The organism is Cryobacterium sp. CG_9.6, from assembly GCF_029893365.1.
Classification (GTDB): Bacteria; Actinomycetota; Actinomycetes; order Actinomycetales; family Microbacteriaceae; genus Cryobacterium.
Genome location: NZ_JARXUZ010000001.1, coordinates 767,747 through 786,394, shown reverse-complemented (window position 1 = coordinate 786,394; position 18,648 = coordinate 767,747). Strand labels below are relative to the sequence as shown.

The following is an 18,648-nucleotide window of genomic DNA, read 5'->3' as shown; positions in this document are numbered from 1 at the left end:
TCGCGGCACTCGTTTCGCTGACTGGCACTCGTTACATCGAGTGCCCGCCAAGCAAACCAGTGCCGCGAGGAAAGACCCACGGCGGGAGTGCGTGCAGCCCCACCGCAGCGACGGTCACGGCACTCGTTTGGCAGCGCGGCACTCGTTACAGGGAGTGCCCGCAAAGCAAAACTCATGCCGCGACGGCGCACTCGCGGCGGGAGTAGGCGGAACCGCCGCGCGGCACGCGTTTGACGGCGCGGCACTCATCACAGGGAGTGCCAGCCACGCAAACGAGTGCCGCGAGGGCGCACTCTCGGACGGAACGCGCGGAGCCGCCACACGGCACGCGTTTAGCCACACGGCACGCGTTTAGCCGCGCGGCACGCGTTTAGCCGCGCGGCACTCATCACAGGGAGTGCCAGCCACGCAAACGAGTGCCGCGAGGGCGCACTCGCGGACGGAACGCGCGGAGCCGCCGCACGGCACTCATCACAGGGAGTGCCCGCCACGCACACTAGTGCCGCGTGGGCTCCTGAGGGCCGCCGCCGGGTCGCGCTCCAGCGCGGCGGCGGCCGAGCCAGGCCCCGGGCGCACGCAGTAACCGCCCGGTGGCTCCGGGGCCCGCGCGGCGCAGCGACACCAGCACGATCACGATCGCGGCGAGCGCCATCGCGGTCTGGGTCACCACAAGTGACGGCTCGAGCAGGCGCAAACTGAGCGCGAGCGGCACCATGAGCCACTCCCACCGCCCGCTGAGAGCAATGAACGGCAGCAGCAGCAGCGCGTACCAGGGATAGCGCGGACTCACGATGAGCAGCGTGCTCCCAATCATCACCAGCTGGCCCACCCAGGGCTCCGCCTGATTAGTCGTGAAGAACACGATCAGCGCGATCCCGACGAGCAGCACACCGGCCACCACAATCGCGGCCCCACCCGGGGCGAACAGCGAGATCAGGGCAAAACGTGAGCCGTCCTGGTACCCCTCCTCGCTGAGATAGCCGGGTAGGTAGCCGAGCACACCGATCCCGGTGGCCAGAACGTACGGCACATAGAGCAGCGCGAAGGTGACGATCGACGCCACGATCACCTTCCAGCCGCGGTGGCGGAGCATGGCGGGGGCGGCGATCACCGGGATGAGCTTGGTGGCGATGGCGATTCCGAGCATGATTCCGCCCCGCCAGTGCTGCCCGGCACTGACGAGAAACACGGCAGCGAGCGTGAACACCACGCCGAGCATATCCACGTGCGAGTTGTTGACGGCTTCTGTCGCCACGAGCGGACACCACGCCCAGATGGCCGCCCAGCGCAGGTCGATGCCCCGGCGCGTCATCCCGACCAGGAGCATCACCGTGGTACCCACGCTCAGTAGCAACCCCGCGAGCTGCAGCGGCCAGTACTGCGGGCCGGGTCCGGTGATCGCCCGCACACCGGCGAAGAAAATCTCGCTCGCCGGCGGATAGATCGTGGGAACATCGGAGCGGTTAAGCGCCGAGCAGAGCAGTTCGCCCGACTGGTCCTTGTACGCACGATGAATGCGCTCACCCGGGCACACGGCGTCGCCGCCCGCGGTGATCACCGGCGCGGGGAACAGCCACTCCACCCGCAGGGAATCCAGCCGATCGTCCGTGGGCGGGTAGGCGTAGGGCGAGATGCCGGCGTTCTGCACGATGCCATCCCACGCATACCGGGCGGAGTCGGTGCTGGTGTTCGGTGGCCCGGCCAGGGCGGCACCGCCGAGAGCCACCGACCCCACAAGTACCAGCACCACAACCGCGCGCCCGCTCACCCCGCGCAGTGCCAGCAGCGCCAGCGCAAACAGCAGCCATAACAGGCCGGTACACACGAGGAGCGCCGTCGAATCCGGGCCGGGCCGAAAGTTGTCGTAGGTGAAAACGGTGTACCCGGTGAGGGCAGTGCTCAGCAGCAGAAGCACCGAGACCAGAACAATTCGCACCCTCTCATCCTCCCCGACTCTGGCGACAACCGGCTACACCGGACGCACGGCAGGCACCACGTCACCTAACCGTAATATTTTGCTCCCGTTCCGCCCGCCAACGTGGTGTGGACTGGATACATGCGGCGACTAATGTACGAGGCCCAGCGAGCGTTGGCATCGCCGGTGCGCAACCCCCGAATGGCGACGGTCATCGGCCGGCTCCTCGGCGCCGCCTTCCTGATCTGCTTCGGCACCGGCCTCTACAGTCACTTTCTGCAAAACCCGCTGCCCGGCATGACGTTCGCCACGCGCCCCGCCTACCTCTACCAATTCACTCAGGGCACGCACATCATCGCCGGCATCGCCTGTTTTCCGCTGCTGCTCGCCAAGCTCTATATCGTCTTCCCCGCGCTCTTCTCGTGGCCCCCGGTGACATCCTTCGTCAACTTTCTGGAGCGCGCCTCCATCGCCCTGTTCGTGGGCATTTCCCTCGTGCAAATCGTCATCGGCCTCGTCAACACCTACCAGTGGTACCCGTGGCCGTTTCCGTTCCGCCAGGTGCACTTCGCGCTCAGCTGGGTGCTCATCGGCCTGCTCATCATCCACATCGGCGTCAAACTCCGGCTCATCACCCGGTATTGGCGCAAGGATCCCGACGGCAACGAACCCGAACACCTCGCCGAGGCCGCGCACCCCGATCGCTCGCAAAACCTCGAAGAGGTGCGCCTCTGGGGCACCACGCGCCCCGGCGGCATCACCGGACGCCTCCTCGACTACATTGACGCCACCCCCGTCCCCACCAGCCGCGTCAGTCGCCGCGGCTTCCTCACCACGGTGGCCGTGAGCGTCACCGCGGTGGTGGGCCTCACAGCCGGCCAAACGTTTGCCCCCCTCGACGCCACCAATGTGTTCGGCGCGCGCAAGAAGGGCGTCGGCCAGCAGGGCGTCCCCGTGAACCGCACCTCCGCGCAGGCCAAGGTAGCGGATGCCGCCCAGAACGCCGGCTGGGCCCTCACCGTCGTGTACGCGGGAACCGAGCGCACCTTCACCCGGCCCCAACTGCTCGCCATGGAACAGACCGAGGTGCGCCTGCCCATCGCGTGCGTGGAGGGTTGGAGTCAGATGGCCACCTGGCGTGGTGTGCGCCTGCGAGACCTCGCCGACGCTGTCCAAGCGGATGCCGGCACATCGTTTCGCCTGATCAGCCTCGAAGAGCGTGGCAGCTTCAGCAAAACCCAGATGGGTCACGAATACGTCCGTGACCCGCTGACGCTCGTGGCGCTGGAACTGAACGGGGAGACGCTCGACCTCGAGCACGGCTACCCGGCCCGCATGATCGCCCCGGGTCGTCCCGGCGTGCTGCAAACCAAATGGCTGAGCCGAATTGAGGCGATTGACGCATGAGTGACCAGCTCAACACCCGACCGGGCACGGTACACACTGAGGCCGCCGAGACGCGGGCGATACGCGGCATCCGCCTGGGCTTGATTGTGCTGGGCGTGGGCCTGCTGGCCTGGGGCTGCTACGTACTTTTCGACACCGTGCGGGTGAACCGCATTTCGGGCGTGGCGCTCTGGATCGTCGCCGCCATTATTCTGCACGACGCCATTCTGGCGCCGATCGTGTTCATGGCGGGTGTGCTGCTCCGCCGCGCTGGTCAGCGTGTGGGCGGCACGGTGATCATGGTGGTGCAGGGCTTCATCGTGGTGGGCTCGATCATGTCACTCATCGTGGTGCCCGCCATGGTGGCCCTGAACTATAAGCCCGACAACCCCACGGTCCTGCCACTGAATTACGGGCTCAACCTAGCGATCTTCTGGCTCGTGCTGGTCATCATCGCCGCGGGGCTGGCGGCGTGGTTCTACTCGCGAACGAAGCGCACAAACGAGCGGCCGGAGATTCGCCACTCCTGAGCCAGCCGCAGACCGGCCGTCTCGGCGTGCCGGCGCAGCGCCCGCGTGCCGATTTCGGCCCAGGGGAACGCCGCGCTCCGCCGCCCCTCGGCGTCTTCGAGCGTGCCCTCGTATCGGAGTTCGTGATCCGGGTCGCCGCTCACCTCCACGATGACAACGCCGCCCGGGGCCAGAAGCACGGCGCACCGGCCCATCATCGCGCGCGGGTCGCCCCCGATACCGATATTGCCGTCCACGAGCAGCAGGGTTTGCCAGGTTCCTTCGAGGGGGATCGTGTCAAAGACGGATCGTTCCAGCACGGTGAGTCCGGCGTCGAGCGCAATGCGCACGGCTGTCGCAGACACGTCGACGCCCACGGCGGAGAGCCCAAGGTCCATGGCCGCACGCACCATCCGGCCGGGGCCACAGCCAATGTCCAGCACTGGTGATGCGGCAGCCACGATCAGCGAAATGTCTGTGGCGTCGGCGTCGGCGCTCCAGCGGGCAGCATTCATAGCGGATGCCCCGGAGCCTTCCGGCGAGCGCACCCCGTGCAGGTACAGCACGTTGGAGGTGCCGCGCAGAGCCTCGGCGTAGGGTTCGGCGCCGCCGGCCCCGAAGGTGGCGTCGGCGGGAGCGGACGTGCCGTAGCGGCGCGCAGAGGTGAGGGTCACGAGCGAGATTCCTTCGAGACGGGCGCCGCGTCGAGTTTCTCCGCGACTGCGGGGTCGGCGGCGTGACGACCAGCGGGTGTGGGGTGCAGCGCCTCGGCCAACGCCTGAGCAAAAAGCCCATGCGGTGCCACGGCGGCCACGATGTGGGCGTCGTCGATCGTGTCCACGTCCATCAGGGGGGCCAACTGACCCACGCGCAGGCCGGCATCCGTGAGCCTGGCGAGTTGACGCGAGCCCGTATCGTCCTGGGACATGGGCACACCTCGAATGAGGTCGCCATTCGGTTTTTTCATGGCCAGCGCCCAGAAGCCGCCGTCATCGGCGAGGCCGAGCCAGGCATCCGTGTGGACGTTCGTGATATCGGTGGCGAAGACCGGGGCGAGGAGCGCGGCGGTCACCTGCGGTGTGTCCATGCCGATGAGCACGGTGGGCTCGTCGAAGCTGTCGAAGATGGCGGCAAGGCGCTCGTCGAGGCCGCCGGATACCTGCGGCAGAATCTCCCAGCCCGCGGCGGCCGCGGGAGGGACGTCGCCGTCGAAGGCCAGCACCCGACGGGTGGCGGGCAGGCTGGCAACAGCGGCGAGAGTGTCGTCGAGGCTTGCCGCGGCCAGCAGGGCGGCCTGCTCCAGGGTGAGCGGCGGGTGCAGGCGGGTCTTCACCTTGCCCGGCAGGCATTCCTTGGCGATCACGACGAGAACGGTCATGAGCGGGTCTCCCGCAACAGCGTGGACATGTCGGCGATGGCGGTGAGCGTGCCGCGAACGGTGCCGGTCACCTTGCTGCGTCCCACCCGCGGGGCATAGGACGTATCGAGTTCGCGGATGCGCCACCCCGCGTCGGAGGCACGGAGAAACATCTCGAGCGGGTAGCCGCTCCGCCGATCCTGTAGGTCGAGAGAAAGAAGCGCGTCGCGCCGGGCGGCCCGCATGGGGCCGAGGTCATGGATGTTCACATGTGTTATTCGGCGCAGTCGCCAAGAAAGATAGGTATTTGCTATTTGGGCGTGGATGGGCCACGATCCGCGGGTCGTGGGGCGCCGCCGGCCGAGCAGGAGATCGTCGGTGCCGGCGTCGATCGGATCCACCAGACGCGGCAGTTCCTGCGGATCCATCGACGCATCGGCGTCGCAAAAAGCCACAATGGGGGCCGTGGCGGCCAGGAGTCCGGCGTGCGCGGCCGCCCCGAACCCGCGACGGGACTCGTGCACCACAAGAGCGCCATGCTGACGCGCCACATCGGCTGATCCGTCGGTGGAACCGTTGTCCACCACGATGCCGCGATAGCCCTCCGGCAACCGGGTGAGCACCCACGGCAACGCACCCGCCTCGTTCAGGCAGGGAAAAACAACATCTACCCGGGTCGAAGTCATAAATCGACTGTAGGCGGGAAAATCTGGTGAAACCCTGTTAGGACCACCCGGGATGTGGTGGCGCGAGCGTCAGCCCTGCCAGTTGCCTGTCTTATCCTGTGAGGGTGACACCCTCCCACTACTTTGGACCTCCGCCCGCTGATGCCCTGGCCGGGCTCCGTGTTCTCGTCATCGATGACGACACGATGGTGTCCGAAGTGGTGTGCCGGTATTTGCAAGCCGCCGACTTCGACGTTGATCAGGCATCCGATGGGCCGAGTGGTCTGCAGCAGGCCGAGGTCAAACGGCCCGATCTGGTGATTTTGGATCGGATGCTGCCGCTTCTCGACGGCGTTGAGGTGTGCCGGCGCCTGCGCGCCGCCGGGCCGGTCCCCATCATCATGCTCACCGCGCTTGGCGAGGAGGAGGACCGCATCGAGGGCCTCGAGGCCGGCGCGGATGACTATCTCACCAAGCCCTTCTCCCCGCGCGAGCTCGTGCTGCGGGTGCAATCCGTGCTGCGGCGCACCCGACCGGAGGCGTTTCCCGACGGTGTGCTGACGGCGGGCGACTTCACGCTCGATCTCTCGGCGCATGAGGTGCGGCTGCGCGGCACGGCCCTCGTGCTCACGGGTCGGGAGTTCGATCTGCTCGCCTACCTCATCTGGCGCCCGGGCAAGGTGCTCAGCCGCGAAGACCTGCTGCGGTCGGTGTGGGGGTGGGAATTCGGTGATCTCTCCACCGTGACCGTGCACGTGCGCCGACTGCGCGAAAAAATCGAGGTGGATCCGGCTCGTCCCCTGCTGCTCAACACGGTGTGGGGCGTGGGGTACCGGTTCGATCCGGGCACCGCGGAGCCCGGCGCATGACACCGGGCGAGCTGGTGAACGCCGCTCTTCTGGGCGCAGCGGTACTCGCGGTGCTGGGACTGGGGCTGCTTATGGTGCGGGCTCGCCGCATCCGCTCTCGAGGTACCGAGCGTGACGAAACCGCCGACTCGGTTGCTCTGGCCGAGGTGCGCGCAGAACTCGCTCGCGCGCTGGCCGACGCCCGGGAGGGTGAGGGGCGGCTGGAGGGTAGCCGCCGCGAACTGGTGGCGTGGATCTCGCATGATTTGCGCACGCCGCTGGCGGGGATTCGCGCCATGGCGGAGGCGCTCGAGGACGGCATGGCCCCTGACCCGGGGCGCTACTATCGCCAGCTTCGCGGTCAGGTGGATCAGCTCACCGGCATGGTCGACGACCTGTTCGAGCTGTCGCGCATTCACGCGGGAGCGCTGCGGCTGTCGTGGGAGACCGTGTCGCTGTACGACCTGATCAGCGATGCCGTGGCCGAGCTGGCTCCCGTGGCCGCGGCCAAACAGCTCGACCTGAGTTTTGAGGGTGAGAGCGGTTTGACCATTGTGGCGGATCCCCGCGAGCTGTCGCGGGTGGTGGGTAACCTCGTTATGAACGCGATTCAACACTCCACACCGGGTAGCCCCATCGTGGTCTCGGCCACCCGCTACGACGCGGGGCGTGCCGCGATCTCGGTGCAGGACACCGCGGGTGGCATAGCGGATGCCGATCTGGCCCGGGTCTTTGAGGCCGGCTGGCGGGCGAGCGGCCCGCGCACCCCGAGTGAGAGCGGCCTCCCCAGCGGCGGTGCCGGCCTCGGACTGGCGATTGTGCAGGGGATTGTGGCGGCGCACCACGGACAGGTCTCGGTGCGCAACACCACCGACGGCTGCCGATTCGAGGTGCTGCTTCCCGTGTCCACAGCCGGGGCCGCCTGAGGCCACCTCGTTAGCGCTGCACCGCCGCGCGGAGCGGAGCCGTGGCGAACTCTCGCATGCCGTCCTCGAAGGTGACGGCGGGCATCCACTGTAATTCGCTGCGGAGGCGTGCCGACGACGCGGTGATGTGGCGCACGTCGCCGAGGCGATACTCCCCCGTTACAACAGGTGCGGGGCCGTGCGCTGCTGCCGCGAGGGCCACCGCCATTTCGCCGATGGTGTGCACGGTTCCACTACCCACGTTGAACGGGCGAAAGAGCTCGGCCGGGGCGTTGTGGGTGAAGTCGATGGCAGCCAGGTTGGCGGATGCGATGTCACGCACATGCACGAAGTCCCGGCGCTGGGCGCCATCTTCGAACACCCGCGGGGCCTCGCCGCGCTGCAGGGCGGAGCGAAACAGCGAGGCGACGCCGGCATAGGGCGTGTTCTGCGGCATACCCGGCCCGTACACATTGTGGTACCGCAGCGCGATGGCACGCCCACCCGTGGACCGAGCCCACGCCGTGGAGAGATACTCCTGGCCGAGCTTCGTGCTGGCATACACGTTGCGCGGGTCGAGCGGGTCGTCCTCCGAGATCAGAGCGGGGTGTAGGCGGTCGCCGGTCACCTCATCCACCGGGTCAAACCGGCCATTATCCAGGTCGATCGCCCGGCGGGGTCCGGGGCGGGCCGAGCCGTGATGGCTCAGGTAGCTGCCCTCGCCGTAGACCACCATCGACGACGCCAGCACCAGCCGGTCGACTGCGGCAACGGCCATGGCCGCCAGCAGCACGGCCGTGCCCACCTCATTGCTCGCGACGTAGTCGGGGGCATCAGCGAAGTCCACGCCGAGGCCTACCTTGGCAGCCTGGTGGCAGACCACGTCGATTCCGTCGAGGGCGGCCTCGACATCGCGGGGTTTCGTGACGTCGCCGTGAATGAAGTCCACGCGCGGGTCGATCTCGGGAGGAGCGCCGTGCACGTCGGCGCGCAGCGAATCGATCACGCGCACCTGCCAACCGCGGTCGAGCGCCTGCTCCACAATGGCGCTGCCGATGAAGCCGGCGCCACCGGTCACCAGAAGGTGTGTCATGAGGTGTGTACCCCCGCGGATGCCTCGTCGAGATTCATGGCCTCGCGCGCCAACGCAGCAGTCACCGCGGCACTGGCAATCAGTTCCCGCGGTTCGAAGTTCTCCGGCATCCCGCGAAGAATCGCGTCGATGGCCCGGAGGATGCGCGGTTGCGCCGCCCGCAACCGATGGAACACGAGAGACGCGGAGACCACGTCTTCGGTGTGGGACGCGGGCTCGGCGGCATCCGCTTCGATGTTCTCACTCGGAGCGAGGCCGGCGTCCGCGTCGGTGACGAACGAGAGGTTGACCGTGCCCATGTTGAGTTCGGCGGCAAGCACGACTTCGGGGTACTGCGTCATGTTCACAATGTGGGCGCTCATGGAGCGGTACCAGACGGACTCGGCGCGGGTGGAGAAGCGCGGACCCTGAATGACAACGACCGTGCCCGTGGGCGCAAAGTCCTCGCCGAGGTCGGTGAGCGCCGCGATGGCGATGCGGCGCAGAGTGGGGTCGAAGGGGTCGGCCGCAGCGAGGTGCTGCACGGAACCGCGGTCGAAGAAGGTGTCGGCGCGGCCCGTGGTGCGGTCGATGAACTGGTCGGTCACCACCAGAATTCCCGGCGGGTATTCGGGACTCACGCCGCCCACCGCGGCGGACGAGATGATGGCGCGCACGCCGATCGAGGCGAGCGCCCAGATGTTGGCACGGTAGTTGATGAGGTGCGGTGCCTCGCTGTGCCCGGTGCCGTGCCGCGGGAGAAAGGCAACCGTGCGGCCGGCGCGCTCACCGATGGTGACCTCGGCGGTTCCGTAGGGCGTGGCGATCTGGTGGGTGGTGGACTGGCTCTCGTCGAAGAGTTCATAGAGTCCTGAGCCGCCGATGACGGCGACCCTCGCTTTCGCGGGGGTGGTGATGGTCACGGATGGCTCCCAGACGTCGCAGTGGTGTTCCGTCAGTCTTTCACGCTCCGTGCCCGGGTGGTCTCTTTCGGGGGTCAGCGAACCGTGTCGGTCGAGGTGGGCGATCATGGCACTGTCAGCGCGCGTACCTATTCTTGGAGGGAACACCCGAAGGACACGATGGATGCCTCCCCGCCCCACCCGAATGACGGCACCGCCGCGTCGGATCAGCGCGCCGATGCCTCCTCAACCTGGCAGGCTCCGTTCGCCACGACCCTGGCCCTCACACTATCGACGCTGCGCCACGGCGCCTACGACCCCACGCATGGCGTCGCCGCTGATGGCGCCATTTGGCGCACGACACTCACCCCCGACGGCCCAGCGTCCCTGCGATTCACGCAAACCGGATTGCACACCATCCGCTGCGAGGCCTGGGGCGCGGGTGCCCGTGCCGCTGTGGCCGTGGCACCGGACATGGCCGGCGCTCTCGACGACCCATCGACTTTCACCCCCGACGACGCCCGCCTGAACGACGCCCACCGACGCTGGCCGGGACTCCGCATCCCCCGCACCAGCCGGGTGATGGAATCGCTCATCCCCGCCATTCTGGAGCAGAAGGTGATCGGCGTGCAGGCGATGGCCTCCTGGCGGCGACTGGTGAGCGCTTATGGCACGCCGGCTCCCGGCCCGGCACCGCGGGGAATGATGGTGGTTCCGTCCACTCGAACCTGGCAGCTCATTCCCTCCTGGGAATGGCACAAGGCCGGCGTTGACCCCCGGCGCGCCGGGGTCGTGCAGGTGTGCCTTGGGCTTGCCCGCCAACTTGAGGCTGCCGCAACGCTGAGCACAGCCGATGCATCCGCTCGCCTCCGCGTCGTGCCGGGAATTGGCGTATGGACCGCCGCCGAGGTGGCGCAGCGCGCTTTTGGGGACGCCGATGCCCTGTCGGTGGGCGATTATCATCTCGCCGATGTGGTGGGGCACTCACTCTTCGGCCGGTCCTTCACCGATGCGCAGATGGTGGAGGCCATGCACAAGTGGCGCCCGCATCGCTATCGCGTCGTGCGCCTACTCGAGGTAAGCGGCACCGCCCAGAAACCCCGCCATGGACCGCGACTCTCCTTCGTGGACCATCGCCACCGCTAACCCGGCTCTCGGGCCGCTTCAGCAGCCCACTCCGGCCGGATTCTGGATGCAGTCCTCCGCCACCAACACTGTCTTGATGCGCCGCACCGCCACCGTGAGTGGATCCGCTGTCGCCGAGAGCGCGCCGCTCACCGCGATCCACCCACCGCCACCCACGCGATACTCAGCGGTGTAATCCACCGTCAGTCCGGCCACAAAATCACCACGCTCCTCGTAAACGTGGCTGGTATCGGTATCGGAGAACTCCGGAACGCCGAGGTCGGCCCAGCTTGCCCCGCCCGAAACCGACGAGCGCGTACCCCCGTCACCAAAATTCCAGCGAAACGCCGCCGGCGTAAAGCGCACTTCGGCCACGCTGCCGAGCAATGTTCCCGACACCACATGAACGGATGCGTCCGCCACAAAATTCGCCGCCAACCCCACCAGCGCCAACCCATTGGGCTCCACCGACTGGGTGGGAACCATCGGCGCAAACCCGGCGAGATCACTCACCGTCGTGATCGACGGCGCGGTGCATGACGCACACACCGGCAACGGCACGGCCGGCACAGGAACCACGGTCGGCTTGCCGAACGACCCCCCAATCCCAAACTTCGCCGGGACAAACACCGGCGGTGGTGCCGCTGGCGTCCCTGTCCCCTTGTTTCCACTTCGCTGCGGTTGTGGCCCAAAGTCACCTCTCACTCCCGGTGTCGAGGCCCTCCCGTCCGCCTTGACAGTGACTACCTTGCCGTCACTGCTAGCCCCAGTGCATCTACCGGCTGCGTAATCCGAAGTTGTACATGCGAAGGCCGGGGGACCGGCAAACAAAAAGGCAACCACGGTCAAAGCAACCAGTCCTATGAGCAGAAATCGTTGCCTGGCCATGTTTCCTCCTTGTCCACTACGAGCTTCGTCGACGCACTCGGGCTTGATATTAGTGAGACTTCAAGCGGAATTCGGTTCCGTCTTTCCGGTGGGGTTGTCACGTTCCCGCCCAAATCAGTGAAAACGACGTCTGTCACATCGAGGCAAAGGTACACGCGCACTGAGGCCGATGCAGCAGAATCATCGTCGTATCTCACCAAGGAAACGGTGTCGAAGGCTGACGATCCAGAGCCAACTAGGCCATCATCCTGAACGCTTGCAAATGAGCCAAGCACCACGGCAAGGTAAGCATCACTCACAAAATCAGTGATGCGCTCGGGATTCACTCCGCCCTCATTTGTGATTTGGTTCGACATGGCGCCGTACGCCTCGTACGACGTCACGGCAGCGGCGAGAGCCTCATCGTTCGAGGCGAAAACCGGCGCCACGACCGGGTCAGGGCTGTTCGTCCAGGTCGGGATCGGGGCTGCGGCGCATCCGGCTAGTGCCAGCGCGGTGAGCACCGCCGAGCCGGCCAGAATTCTACGAACAAGTATGCGCATGCGGTCAATGTAGGGCACATCGAGGCCGCGCGGGAGTTATCCACAGGGGAATATCTCAACCGGGGGCCATCCGCGGTGCGCTCAAGCCCGCCCCAACCGTCGCGGCACTCGTTTGACCGCCGGGCACTCGTTTGAACAAGTGCCCAGCGAGCAAACGAGTGCCCCGAGCGACAAAGTGCCCGCCACGCGGCACCAGCCGGCCCACCCAGCGGCACTGGTCAGCGCAGGTACACGGTAATCGGAGCCGCGAGCGGACCGGCGGGTCGCACCGTGAACGACGACAGCGCTCCATCCCCGGAATACCCCACCGCTGCCACAACCGACTCCACACCGGTTACGACGTAGTTCGTTCCGGCCACGAGCGGCAGGTCCACCTGGGCACCGGCCGGCACTGCCACCGTTGCGCGGGTGCCACCCTCCGGTGCGAGCGAGATGCGGGCATCCGCTGTCAGTGGGTTGACGAGGTGCAGAACCGGGCCGGGGCCGGGAGCAACGCTCACCAAGAAATCATCAGTGAGTGTTTCGGATGCCGTGAACCAGGAGAAATCCTTGCCCGCTGTTCCCACGGTTTCGGTGCGAGCTGCCGCCACGATCGGCTGATCGGAGGTGACATCAATTGAGAATGTCCCCTCGGTGAGCTCAGGCAGCGCAACCTCCGTGACGACGCCCGGCGCGAGTTCAACCTCGTTCGAGGTTCCGTCCGCACCAGCCGTTGAGCTGACGACACCCACCTGAACGGTGGCCGGCTCGATGCCCGTCACGAGAATGCGAACGCTTGGCGTGCCCTCGGCCACCCCGGCATCCGTGCCGTTCGCATCGGCCGCGGGTGGTACCAGCAGCCGCACCCCGGCAATCACCTGGCGAAGGCTCGGGCCGGTCGAGGGGGCAATGAGTTCCACGCCGCCGGGCTCAATACCCTGAATACTGCTCTGCTCGAGCGTTGCCGTGGTTTGTCCGCCGCGCGACTCAACGTGCACAACGGGCGATCGAAGGTTGGGCGCGAGCCCCGCGAGCGAGATCACGCGCTGCTCCCCGGGCTGCACGAGAATTCCCGTCGCACCGGGAGCATCCACCGCACCGGTTTCACCGAACACGGTGAGATCCACCGTGGCGAGAACGGTCGTCGGGTTACTCAGCAGCACCAGGCTCGTGCGGCCCACGTCGGTTGACCCGCCCACAAGCCAGGCATCACTCGTGGCCTCGGCGCACGCGGCCGCCGTGAAGCCGGCAATTGTTTCGGTCGCCACGACCTGCGACTGACTGCCGGCAATCAGTGGCGCCGTGGTGGCACCGGGCTCAGCGGGCAGGCTGAGCAACAGGGGCGCCCCCGTTCCCGACGTATTGTCGACCGCCGTGAGGTCGCTCGTGGGCACGGTGAGGGCATCCTCGCTCGCAGCGGTGGCCCGAGCGGACGACACGACTTCGGCCTGACCAACGGATGTCGCCGCCTGCGCCTGACTCGAATCCTCAGCCAGATTCAGCACGGGTCCCGGACAAACACGTTGCTGCACAGTGGGCATTGGAATGACGACTTCCGACATCGCAGAGGCCTCAATCGTGGGCACGGGCAGCAGAATGCCGCCGCCAACGAGCCCCACGGTGAGGGCGATCCCCACGAGGCCAACGGTGGCGGTGAGCGCGCGCTTGCCGACACGAGCCGGTGCGGAGTTACTGGGCATTGTCGGCCTCCTCGGGCGTGGTCGGGGTCTCGTCAGGGACGGTCGGGGGCAACGGTCGCGGAATCGGTGCCCGCGGACGCACACGTGCGGCTCGGTCAGACGGTGACTCAAAGGTTGATCTGCGCGGACCTGCCGGCGGCAGCGATGCCTCACCCGGTGTCGAAGCGTCCCGGGCGGGGGGCGCCCACGGAGAAATGTAGGGCTGCGCGGCTTCGGGCTGGCGCGTCCGCTCTGCGGGCGTCGGTGCCGCGGGGGTCGGCTCCGCGGACTTCGGCGCCGCAGGGGTCGTCTCAGCGGGCGTCGGCTCCGCACTCCTCACGCCAGCGGATGTCGGCTCCGCATTCCTCGGCTCCGCTGGGGTCGGCTCTGCGGGCGCAGGCTCCCCGCGTGTCGGCTGCGCGGGCGGCGACTCCGCCCTCCTCAAGTCAGCAGGCGTCGGGTTGACACTCTTCGGCTCCACGGATGTCGGCTCCGCTGTCCTCTGCCCAGCAGGCCTTTGCCCAGCAGTCGTCGGCTCCGCAGTCGTCTGCTCAGCGGGCATCGGTTCCGGCCTCTTCGACTCGGCACTCTTCGGCTCCGCGGGCGTCGCCGGAGCGGACGTCCGATCCACACTCCTCGAGTCGGCAGGCCCCCGGTCGGCAAGCGCCGGGTCAGCAGACGCCTGGCCAGCAGGCGTCGGGTCGGTAAGCCTCCACTCCGGAAGCGTCGGCAGCGGGGTGTTGGGCGTCGCCTCACGGGCGGGAGGCGCCCACCGGTCCGTGTTTGATGGCGCCGGCTTTCGCGCTGGTTCGGCGCTTGGCTGCACAATCGGCGAAGCCGGTTCGACGGGACGCGTCCGTGCAAAAGCGGTGTCCGTGTTATCCGAGGCAGGATCGACGGGGGTGTGGGCGTCGGCGTCGGAATCCGTGGAGGGACCCGCGGGTTCGTTGCGGGTGTCCGCCGCGGCCTGATCGCTCGCCTCACGTGGGGCTGTGACGTTCGTGTCACCCTGATCAGGACTAGGCCGATCGTGGTCGCTGCCCGCCGAGGTGTCGGCACCCGTGGCTGTCTTAGCGTTCGTGTTAGCCAGCTGAGCCGCGGCCGAGACAGCGAGCGCAGCGGCTGCGGCTGTAGCTGTGGACACAGCCGAGTCACCCTTGGCCGCAACCTTGGCGGCGGTTCTCGACGCCCGTGCAGACACCGCAGCGGACTTCAACGCCGCCGCGGCATCCTTCTTCGAGGCACTCGTCGCGGCCTTCGCAGCAGTTGCTTCATCCTTCGATGCGGCCTTCGCAGCACTCGCATCAGACTTGGTCGCGGCCTTGGCAGCAGTTGCTTCGGTCTTCGTCGCGGCCTTCGCAGCAAGTGCTTCATCCTTCGACGCAGCCTTGGCAGCGCTCGCATCAGACTTGGTCGCTGCCTTAGCGGAACTCGAATCGGTCTTTGTCGCAGCCTTGGCAGCAGTTGCTTCGGTCTTCGACGCAGCCTTCGAAGCAGTTGCTTCATCCTTCGAGGCAGCTTTGGCAGCAGTTGCTTCGGTCTTCGTCGCAGCCTTCGAAGCACTCGCATCGGTCTTCGCTGCCGTCTTGGCAGCGCTCGCATCAGCCTTCGACGCCGCCGACAGTTCCCTGCGAGACACTAGCGACACGGCAGGTTCAAGCGGGGTTCCGGGGACACCAGGTGTCACGGCTGCGGGCACCGCGGCATCCGCTACCGTCTTGGAACGCCGGCGCCGGGGCTTAGCCTTCGCCAGCCGCGCGTTCTCTCGGGCGGCGCGGCGCACGGCGTCGCGGTTGGCCTGCCGAACGGCTTCGCGCCCGGCACCGGTGGGAATGGAGAGCAACACGGTGATGCCGATCACGACCACAGCCGCAAGGGTCGCCAGCAGACCATACAAGCCACCGGCATTTGGCGGAATCTCGGCGGACGCGCGCTCGGCAGCCGACACGTCGTGCTGCCACAGACGCCCGAAGCTCGTGTCGCCCACGGGCGCGAGCGCGGCATTGCCATCCAGCGCCGTCGCGGTGCGAATCGCCGTGGCCTCGGCCTCGGGACTGCCTCCCGCTGCCTGCAACACGACAAAGCGGATGCCGAAGTCGGCCAGCCCCTGAGCCGCGTCAAGGCCACTGCGTGAGGCCAGGTTTCCGGCCAGGGTCGCCAACTCGCGCTGCTCTTGCGTGGGTACCTGGTCGGTGCTCTCCAGCGTGGATTGCTGGTTGAGAACGGCTCCGGATCCGCGCATCACCACGGCTCGAATTCCGCCGTCGACCTGCGGGGTGATCTGCAGCGTGCCCACGCGCGGGTTAATCTGCGCCTCGGCGTCAATGAATGCCGGCTGCGTGCGGTCAAGCCCCTTATTAACGAGCGAGGTCTGCAGCGGATACGCGGCCAACAACGGCACAGCCACGATGGTCAGGGCGATCACAGCGGTGATTCCGGGCGCAAACGCCACCCGGCGAAGAGCACGTAGTGCGATGACCGCCGCGCCCACGAGACCCATCCAGTACAGGCTCAACCCGGCACCCGACCAGACGCTGATCGTGTCGGAACCGACCGATGCCACAAAGAGGTGGTTCGCGGCGAGAGCCGTACCGAGGCCGAGCACGGCCAGGAGCAGGGCAACTGCACCGCTGCGCGCACCATTGAGCAGCAGCGCGGTGAGCGCCAGCAGCGCGAGGGGAATCAACAGCACGGGCACAAGAATGTCGGCGGTGACGCCCGGAATTCCCTGGTCGTCCAGCAGTGCGATCCAGCCGCCGAGCCCGCCCGAGGGAAAACCGAGCGCGAGCTGCAGTCCGCTCACGGGTGCCGTGGAGAGCGGCAGCCCCGGGTCTGCAAAAAGGCCGAGCCAGTTTCCGCGCAGCCCCTGTTCCACAATCAGTGGCGCAAAGAGGGCGAGGGCAGGAAGCGGAATGCCAATGAACCGCATCACGCTGCGTCCGCTCGTCGCCACGGCAATCAGCCACAACACGAGCAGTGCGGGCGCGAGCGACGGTGAGCATGCCACAATTGCGGCGAAAAGCAGGGCAGCGGATGCCGAAGCCGACCACGATCGTGCCGCCGAGAATCCCGCAAAAAACAGCCACGGAAGCAACAGATGCACCAGAATCGCGGCGGGGCGCCCGGTCGAGAGTGCGCTCAAAAAGGTGGGGGCCAGCACCCAGAGAACCGCAGCGATGGCGCGGAGTGCGCCGCGTTCGGTGAAGCGGGTGGCGGCCATCCAGGCACCGAGTGCGGCCAGAGGGAGCGCCAGCAGGTAGAGCAGAACCAGCGAGAAGGAGGGTGCCCACGCGGTGAGGGAGCCGAGGACAGCAAGCACGGCGCTGAACGGGTCGGCCGCGCCCACGAAGCCGAGCCCCACATCGCGCCAGCCGTAGGTAGCGCTGCTCCAGAGTTCGGTCACGTTATCCGAGAGCGGCAGCATCCCACCGCCCGTGAGAGAGCGGGCGTTGAGCAGCGGGGCGAAGATAATCGCGGAGAGCAGCCCGCTCGCGAGCAGAGTCCACGCACCGCCGCTGGCAAAGAACCGAATTTCGGGGCGATCACCACGAATTCCGGCCAGGCTCGCTTCCCGTTGCAGGGCGCGCCGGCGGCGCATTTCCGCACTGGTCACGCGCAGACTGGCGATCGAGGTCCAGCCGAGCTTCTTCGTCGACGCCAAGCGCCGGCGGGCTCTGGCCACGCGGCCGAGGTGGAAGGCCGCCCCGAACGCGGCAGCAAATTCACCTAGGACTGCGCCCGGCTCCTTCTTGAGCAGCTGACCGATCGAGCGCAGGAACGCGAGGGGAACGAGGGAGAGCCAGTGAAAGAGCAGCGCCCATCCGGCCGAGTATACGAGGCGTCGATGCAGTTGAGCGGAGCGTTCCGCACGCACGCGGCGACGTCGGGGGCGTCCTCGCGAGGACTCGTTCGCGCCTGCCACCCCGGCACCCGCAGAGGCCGCCCGGGCGGCGGCGACCACGGATACTCGATACCCGGCGAGTCGAACACGCACACAAAAATCAAGGGAATCGTCAATGACGGGGAGAGCGGGATCAAATCCGTCAAGCTCATTCCACACCGTATGGCGCACGAGCATGCCACCAGCGCTCACCGCGAGCACGTCGCTGAGCCCGTCGTGCTGTCCCTGGTCGAGTTCGCTCTCCACGAGCGTCACGGTGGATCCCCCAGGAGTCATGGTGAGACCGAATTCGTGAATGTATTCGCCGGCCACCCACTCCATGATTTTCGGTCCGGCCACGGCCACCGAGGGAGAGATTTCGAGCTGGGCCAGAAGCGCCGCGAGCGCTCCGGGTTCGGGGGCACTGTCCTGCGCGAGCAGCCACAACATTTCACGGTCATGCTCGGGGGCTGCGATCACGCGAACGGCCGCGGCCAATGCTGCCCAAAAACTCAGGTCAGCAGATGCCGCAATAAATTGCGTCGGCCCAGAGTCACCCAGAAGTTTCGCCGTCGCATCCGTTGACCCGCAATCGACGGTGATCACGATGTCGGGCTGGCGGGTTTGACGAGCGAGCGCCTCAAGAGTTCGCTCAAGGTGTTTCGCCCCGTTTCGGGCGACAAGGATGGCAGTTACTCGCGGTTGCATAACGTAGACAGCCTAGGTCGGAGATCCTCTTCGAGGGTCAGGCAGGAGGGCGCGCCTTGAAATAAGCCCGCGTCGCGCGACCCCGGGCTCACCACCGGCGCCAATCGCACCTTCCGGCGTACCCCGAATAAGCAATCTCCGCCACCGGATGCCGCATCTCGCGACCCCGAGCTCAACACCGGAGCCAATGACACCTTCGGATGCGCCACAAAGAAGTAATGCGCGCCGGTGAGCGCGTGTGACGGGGCATCACGTCCTCAACCGGTGCCAATCACACCCTCCGGAACC

The 18,648-nt window shown here is 67.1% G+C and carries 15 protein-coding genes; 5 read left to right on the top strand and 10 right to left on the bottom strand.

Going from position 1 to position 18,648, the window contains the following annotated elements; genetic code table 11:
* Positions 1-496: 496 nt before the first annotated feature.
* Entirely contained in the window at positions 497-1,936 is a 1,440-nt protein-coding gene (locus tag H4V99_RS03625) for a glycosyltransferase family 87 protein (protein ID WP_280675616.1), read from the bottom strand.
* A 120-nt stretch (positions 1,937-2,056) separates the two neighbouring features.
* Between H4V99_RS03625 and H4V99_RS03620 the strand changes: the two genes are divergently transcribed.
* On the top strand, positions 2,057-3,322 hold the full coding sequence (locus H4V99_RS03620) for a molybdopterin-dependent oxidoreductase (protein ID WP_280675614.1): 1,266 nt from the start codon (positions 2,057-2,059) through the stop codon (positions 3,320-3,322).
* On the top strand, positions 3,319-3,831 hold the full coding sequence (locus H4V99_RS03615) for a hypothetical protein (RefSeq protein WP_280675613.1): 513 nt from the start codon (positions 3,319-3,321) through the stop codon (positions 3,829-3,831). Before H4V99_RS03620 ends, H4V99_RS03615 begins: the two co-directional genes overlap by 4 nt.
* On the opposite strand, the gene H4V99_RS03610 is transcribed toward H4V99_RS03615, so the two are convergent.
* The 3 genes from H4V99_RS03610 to H4V99_RS03600 are packed head-to-tail and all read right to left on the bottom strand — an operon-like array spanning position 3,780 to position 5,853.
* Complete coding sequence (locus H4V99_RS03610; RefSeq protein ID WP_280675611.1) at positions 3,780-4,484, bottom strand: methyltransferase domain-containing protein; 705 nt, start codon at positions 4,482-4,484, stop codon at positions 3,780-3,782. The two genes, H4V99_RS03615 and H4V99_RS03610, sit on opposite strands and share 52 nt — an antisense overlap.
* Entirely contained in the window at positions 4,481-5,188 is a 708-nt protein-coding gene (locus H4V99_RS03605) for a DUF2064 domain-containing protein (protein WP_280675609.1), read from the bottom strand. The genes H4V99_RS03610 and H4V99_RS03605 overlap by 4 nt, the downstream gene beginning before the upstream one ends.
* Positions 5,185-5,853, bottom strand: coding sequence for a glycosyltransferase family 2 protein (locus tag H4V99_RS03600; RefSeq protein WP_280675607.1), 669 nt, complete (start codon positions 5,851-5,853; stop codon positions 5,185-5,187). The genes H4V99_RS03605 and H4V99_RS03600 overlap by 4 nt, the downstream gene beginning before the upstream one ends.
* 104 nt (positions 5,854-5,957) lie before the next feature.
* Between H4V99_RS03600 and H4V99_RS03595 the strand changes: the two genes are divergently transcribed.
* On the top strand, positions 5,958-6,701 hold the full coding sequence (locus tag H4V99_RS03595) for a response regulator transcription factor (protein WP_280675605.1): 744 nt from the start codon (positions 5,958-5,960) through the stop codon (positions 6,699-6,701).
* A complete protein-coding gene (locus H4V99_RS03590) occupies positions 6,698-7,606 on the top strand; it encodes a HAMP domain-containing sensor histidine kinase (RefSeq protein ID WP_280675603.1) in 909 nt (302 codons plus the stop codon). The genes H4V99_RS03595 and H4V99_RS03590 overlap by 4 nt, the downstream gene beginning before the upstream one ends.
* 10 nt (positions 7,607-7,616) lie before the next feature.
* On the opposite strand, the gene H4V99_RS03585 is transcribed toward H4V99_RS03590, so the two are convergent.
* Both H4V99_RS03585 and H4V99_RS03580 read right to left on the bottom strand, forming a co-directional pair.
* Positions 7,617-8,678, bottom strand: a complete 1,062-nt coding sequence (locus H4V99_RS03585) for an NAD-dependent epimerase/dehydratase family protein (protein ID WP_280675601.1) — start codon at positions 8,676-8,678, stop codon at positions 7,617-7,619.
* A complete protein-coding gene (locus tag H4V99_RS03580) occupies positions 8,675-9,580 on the bottom strand; it encodes an MTAP family purine nucleoside phosphorylase (protein ID WP_280675599.1) in 906 nt (301 codons plus the stop codon). The genes H4V99_RS03585 and H4V99_RS03580 overlap by 4 nt, the downstream gene beginning before the upstream one ends.
* 159 nt (positions 9,581-9,739) lie before the next feature.
* On the opposite strand from H4V99_RS03580, the gene H4V99_RS03575 reads away from it, so the two are divergent.
* Complete coding sequence (locus H4V99_RS03575) at positions 9,740-10,705, top strand: DNA-3-methyladenine glycosylase 2 family protein (protein WP_280675597.1); 966 nt, start codon at positions 9,740-9,742, stop codon at positions 10,703-10,705.
* 18 nt (positions 10,706-10,723) lie between these two features.
* On the opposite strand, the gene H4V99_RS03570 is transcribed toward H4V99_RS03575, so the two are convergent.
* The 4 genes from H4V99_RS03570 to H4V99_RS03555 all read right to left on the bottom strand — a co-directional run bounded on the left by H4V99_RS03570 (position 10,724) and on the right by H4V99_RS03555 (position 18,360).
* Positions 10,724-11,197: a hypothetical protein gene (locus H4V99_RS03570; protein WP_280675595.1), complete on the bottom strand. Its 474-nt coding sequence runs from the start codon at positions 11,195-11,197 to the stop codon at positions 10,724-10,726.
* Positions 11,198-11,544: 347 nt separating this feature from the next.
* On the bottom strand, positions 11,545-12,114 hold the full coding sequence (locus H4V99_RS03565; protein ID WP_280675593.1) for a hypothetical protein: 570 nt from the start codon (positions 12,112-12,114) through the stop codon (positions 11,545-11,547).
* 218 nt (positions 12,115-12,332) lie between these two features.
* Complete coding sequence (locus tag H4V99_RS03560; protein WP_280675591.1) at positions 12,333-13,793, bottom strand: DUF5719 family protein; 1,461 nt, start codon at positions 13,791-13,793, stop codon at positions 12,333-12,335.
* Complete coding sequence (locus tag H4V99_RS03555; protein WP_280675589.1) at positions 13,783-18,360, bottom strand: glycosyltransferase; 4,578 nt, start codon at positions 18,358-18,360, stop codon at positions 13,783-13,785. The genes H4V99_RS03560 and H4V99_RS03555 overlap by 11 nt, the downstream gene beginning before the upstream one ends.
* Positions 18,361-18,648 lie beyond the last annotated feature (288 nt).